Source organism: Aminobacter sp. P4_H6_2 (assembly GCF_056400805.1).
On the sequence record NZ_JBFUKO010000403.1, the window covers coordinates 1 to 4911 of the forward strand.

Below are 4911 nucleotides of genomic sequence, written 5' to 3' on the forward strand. Positions count from 1 at the left end.
ATGATGGATCGTCCAGKGACGAACGACAGCTTAATATTGGATTTGCCGGCCGGCCGAAGGCGCGATCCAAGGCCCACCCTCATCGAGGCCGGACTCGCTTCCTCGCAGCTCAGCTTTCAGCGGAAAGCTGCCGATGCTATTGTTTTAGTTCATTGCAAGGGGTGAGCAGCCGATGCCCCGTCATGAGCCAGCACCCACGATAAACCCCGTCGCAGCAGCGGTGGGTCTTCCCGACGCGCCCGTTCTGGTCACACGCGTGGCACGAGGAACGGGCATGGCCTTCCTCGAACTCAACTGCCAGCGGCGCAATGCCGGGGTCACCCAGCCCGTACGCGAAGACGCATTCCTGATAGCGCTTCAACTGCGGGGGGCCAACGATTTCGACCTCTACGCAGACGGCCGCGCCGTGGCGCCAAGGGATTTCGACGCAGGTGCTGTCGCGATCTTCGATCTCAGGATGAACCTAACCACAGATCTCAGGGACCCCTTCCACGCCGTCAATTTCTACATCCCGCACAGGGCGCTTCTGGCATTGGGCGAAGACGGCGATGTTCCTCGACACATACAGGAGCTTCGCCATACCGTCGGCAGCACCGTTCGCGACCCAGTTGTCCGTGACCTGCTGCTGGCGATGCGCCCGGCCCTCGCAAGCCCAAGAGCCGCGTCAGGACTGTTCATCGACTATCTGGCGCTGGCACTCTCGATCCACCTAGCCGGGGCCTACGGCAACGTGGCACAGCTGCCGCGGCAATGGGGCGGCGGTCTGGCGCCGTGGCAAGAGCGCCGCGCCAAGGACCTGATCGAGGCCAACCTCGATGGCGACCTCACGCTCGAGATACTCGCGCTGTCATGCAGTCTGTCGAAGCGGCATTTCACCCGCGCCTTCCGGCAGTCGACCGGGATGGCGCCCCACCAATGGCTTCAGCATCGACGGATCGACAGGGCGATGCAGCTGCTCGCGAAAACGGCGATCTCGCTCAGCGACATCGCCTTCGAATGCGGTTTCGCCGACCAGAGTCATTTCACCAGGGCATTTTCGCGCATTGCGGGCGTCACGCCAAGGGCTTGGCGGCGAACGAAGCTTTTCTAGTTTGGCCTGAACCTTCCACGTTTGGCCCAATCGTTCAGGACCGAGGGGCACCGGCCTTCATAACATCTCGATCGTCAACGTTCTGAAAGGAGAACTCAGATGTCGAACGTGTTCACTTTGCTTGCCGCAGCTTCAGCGCTTGCCCTGGGAGTAGGCGTGACAGCCGCCCTGGCCCAATCGGCTGATGTGAAGTCGGTTGTTCTTGTCCACGGTGGTTTCGTCGATGGTTCCGGATGGCAGGGCGTCTACGATATCCTGAAAAAGGACGGCTACGACGTGACGGTCGTCCAGAATCCGACGACGTCACTGGCAGATGACGTTGCTGCCACCAAGCGCGCCATCGCCGCAGCACCGGGCCAGGTGGTGCTGGTCGGCCATTCCTACGGCGGTGTCGTCGTGTCCGAGGCCGGCACCGACCCGAAAGTTGCGGCTGTCGTCTACGTTGCGGCATTTGCACCCGATGCCGGAGAGTCTGTCTCGAGCTTGATTGCGAATCCCGCGCCCGGAGCACCGGTGCCTCCAATTCTGCCCCCGGTCGACGGCTTCCTGTTCCTGGACAAGGGCAAGTTTGCCGCTTCATTCGCCGCCGACGTCAAGCCCGAACTGGCAGCCTTCATGGCAAATTCGCAAGTTCCCTGGGGTGTCGCTGCCCTCGACGGCAAGGTGACGGCCCCCGCCTGGAAGGCAAAGCCGACCTGGTATCTGGTCGCAACTGAGGACAAGATGATTCCGCCCGAAGCGCAGCGCGCCATGTCCAAGCGCGCGGGATCAACGGTCGTCGAAGCGAAGGGCAGCCACGCGATCTATGTCTCCGACCCCAAGGCAGTGGCCAAGCTCGTCGAGAGCGCTGCAAAGGGTGCAAAGAACGCCGCGCATTGACCACATAGTCCCGGCCGGGAGCCGGAAAGCCGCTTGTCCCTGGTGAGCGTGAACTGAGCCCTGATTGGAATTTGGGGCTCAGTTCATGGGCAATGCATCACGCATTCAGTTGCGATAGTCTAATCGTGATTAGTCCAATTTGCGGTGCACCATTTTTGTCGGACGTCAGCACGAGCTAGCCAGACTCGATGAGGAGCTCTCACGGGCACGAGCGTCACTAGGCGTCGTTTCCGGACGTCGACGCGTGAGAAAGCCGCGGCTGCGGGTAGAGGCGGCGCAGAATCGGCGAACGGTATTCTTTCAGGCTGCTCGGGTGACGAGCCAACTCAATCTCGAAGCGTTCAAACACCAGGTTTCGGCTTCGCTCGGGTGTTCCTCGCCGCCCCGGCACCTTGACGATCAGAAGGCCTCTTTCGGTTCCGTACTGCATGAGGTTGCCGACGCGTATCTTGTACGATGTGTCTCTCTGCGCAGTCCTGACATGATGCTTCGACAGATAGAGAACGAGCATCACCCCGAACTTTAGGTTCGTAGTCTGATACGTGAGGGTCTGGTCAACGTGCGACGTGAGGAGGCTATCGAGAGAGCCGTCCTTGAGTTCCCGCTTCACCTCGATGGTCAGACGATGTCGTCCGCTATCGTATCCTATGCCGGCCCTGCCACCCCAGCCACGCCTTTGACCTCGTCCGGAATGATCTAGATCGGCATGTCATGGACCTAGGCGGTCCATGACATGCTCCGACAATCAGCATTCAACCTGAAACAATACGGGTCTGTGATCTGGACCATCCATCACCTGAAAGGCTGGATTGAACTCGGTTGGACCATTCACCGCTGCAAGCTGGATACCGCGGCCAGCAAGGCACCAATCCAGAATTCCACCACTCTTTTGTGTCATGTCCTGCCAGCAAGTCGCGTAGTGCGTTCCGTTTGGCAACGCCAATTCATTGACGCGATGCAGGTCCCAATTCATGTCACCAGTAATTGCCCACCGCTCTGTGCCGTTGGCGAACGAGCTCATAAAGTCTGCCCCTGCCTGGATTTGGTCCTTTGTCAGACCATTCTGACCGGACTTGAAATGTGCGAATCCGAGCGCCACCTTGTCAGCGATGTGGCACAAGAGGAAGTTGCGGTTGAGGCCACGCAATCCATCGAATGACAATGTGAATCCGGTCGCGTTGCGATACAGGATCACGTATGCGTTGCTGCCGCCACCGGGAAGAAAGTCACACGAATATTCGCCGTACACAGCCCTCAGGTGGGCGATGTAGTCTTCAATCCTTCTCGAATGCACCTCACATAGGAATATCAGGTCTGTTCCTCGCCTGCAGCAGTAGTCGATAAATTCTTCCACTTTCTGCTGCTTGAGGAGCTCGGATGATTGTCCGTTTTTCTCGATGTTGAAGCTCGCGATTGTGAAGTAAGTCATCTTGAATACCTCAATCGTTGAAGGAGCCAGGGCAATGCGCGCCGGCAGTTGGAATTTGCAGGCTGGTTCGGTGGGGCAGCGACCGCATCTTTMGAGGCCCTCAACGGCCTCATTGAGTCAGCCAACTCCCCCGCCAGAGTTGGCTAAGCACCTGGATTCATGACGAAGCTTTGATGAAGCGTCGTACCGCCGATCGACACCTTCCGCTCGGGCACGAGAGCAAGGTCGACTTTGTCGCCTGAGGTGCGCCACCATTCCCAGGCGAGGCCTGTGCAACCCTCGGTCTTAATGTTGATTMCGCGAGCATTGCCGCGAAGGGGGATATTCGTCGCATACGAAGCTGTGCGATCCGCGCCGCTGCCATTCCAGTTCACGCGACGGGTAACCTTCACGCCCTTGTCGTCGTAGCCAATTTCATCCCATGAGACCCAGAACCGGCCGACATAGGCGCCTGTGTGTTCGAGCTTGATTTCTCCGCCTGTGAAGCTCTCCGTCTTTTCGGCGACGTACTCGGTCTTTCCATGCACTCCCGCCGTTACGCCGTCCTTGAGATAGACGGTGTAGTAGTTCAGAGGTGCTGCGGGATTCGAACGGGACAGCTTGGCGTTCTCGAAAATGATCTTGTTGATTTTCAGCGAGTCCTCTGCCCCACCGAGATTGAGGTCCTTGTAGACCTCCTCGGAACCGCCGAGCGCGACGAGACTGACGTTGATTTTGCTCAGTTTCGATTTGTATTCGGTCGAGCCATGGCTGTCCGTTTGAACGCCGTTGGCCGTAACATTGGCCTTGATGATCGACTCGAGTTCTGTGGACGTCAAAGTGGACTCGAACTTGAGAAAAATCTGGCGGCCATACTGGACATTTTTGACGAACAGCGGCGGATGCACATCGCTGATACCCGCATGCGATAGGTCTTCCCAGGTGGTCGACTCGCTGAAGATGTCAGCCGGCTTGCTCGGTCGCTCCGCCGACACAGTGTAAAAGATCTGCTTGAACTGGACGAGATAGACCGACTTCTTTTCCATGTTCTTGCGGGAGAAGTCGATGCCCAGCTTCTGCTTCAGATACGTGACGTCGCATCCGAACTTGAGTGCGAGTTCGTTCTCATCGTAGATCAGGCTGCTGCGATACTGGAAATTCGCTGGCAAGCTCCACTGGCCGCCGTGGCTGTCGAACCACTTCACCAAGGTTTCGTTGATGCCCGCCTGAACCTTGGAATAGGTGGGTTCGGTAGCAAACGATATGTCCTTCGTGCCTGGCAGATTGACGGTGATGTTGATAGGTGCCTTTCCGGTCGCCAGTTCTTGCGGCTTGCCGTCGAGCAATTCGTTGCTCGCGAGGAGCAGCGCTCCCGGATAGGTGACATCGTCAAAGGCGCTCGGCACAGCAATGTCGAAGTCGGCATCGTAACTGCACTTCTCCCGGGTGACGACGAGGTAGGTCGACCCGTCGAACCGACTTTCGGTCGGCAGATCGACATTTGCGATCTGGGTACCATTGAAAACCATGACGG

Annotated in this window: 5 protein-coding genes; 2 read left to right on the forward strand and 3 right to left on the reverse strand. The window is 58.2% G+C overall.

Annotated features, from left to right (window positions below; all coding sequences use genetic code 11):
• Nucleotides 1-172 precede the first annotated feature (172 nt).
• Entirely contained in the window at nucleotides 173-1090 is a 918-nt protein-coding gene (locus AC1DUU_RS22835; protein ID WP_476785671.1) for a helix-turn-helix domain-containing protein, read from the forward strand.
• A 99-nt stretch (nucleotides 1091-1189) separates the two neighbouring features.
• A complete protein-coding gene (locus tag AC1DUU_RS22840; protein WP_476785672.1) occupies nucleotides 1190-1969 on the forward strand; it encodes an alpha/beta hydrolase in 780 nt (259 codons plus the stop codon).
• A gap of 217 nt (nucleotides 1970-2186) precedes the next feature.
• Here AC1DUU_RS22840 and AC1DUU_RS22845 read toward each other — a convergent pair whose 3' ends face one another.
• The 3 genes from AC1DUU_RS22845 to AC1DUU_RS22855 all read right to left on the reverse strand — a co-directional run.
• Entirely contained in the window at nucleotides 2187-2579 is a 393-nt protein-coding gene (locus AC1DUU_RS22845) for a hypothetical protein (protein ID WP_476785673.1), read from the reverse strand.
• A gap of 135 nt (nucleotides 2580-2714) precedes the next feature.
• Nucleotides 2715-3398, reverse strand: coding sequence for an exonuclease/endonuclease/phosphatase family protein (locus tag AC1DUU_RS22850; RefSeq protein WP_476785674.1), 684 nt, complete (start codon nucleotides 3396-3398; stop codon nucleotides 2715-2717).
• 143 nt (nucleotides 3399-3541) lie between these two features.
• Nucleotides 3542-4911: thiol-activated cytolysin family protein (locus AC1DUU_RS22855; RefSeq protein WP_476785675.1), on the reverse strand; the 1370-nt coding region annotated here is incomplete at its 5' end.

Excerpts from the sequence above, each read along its gene's own strand:
- AC1DUU_RS22835 (WP_476785671.1), top strand. The coding sequence starts at position 173 with ATGCCCCGTCATGAGCCAGCACCCACGATAAACCCCGTCGCAGCAGCG.
- AC1DUU_RS22840 (WP_476785672.1), top strand. The coding sequence starts at position 1,190 with ATGTCGAACGTGTTCACTTTGCTTGCCGCAGCTTCAGCGCTTGCCCTG.
- AC1DUU_RS22850 (WP_476785674.1), bottom strand. The coding sequence starts at position 3,398 with ATGACTTACTTCACAATCGCGAGCTTCAACATCGAGAAAAACGGACAA.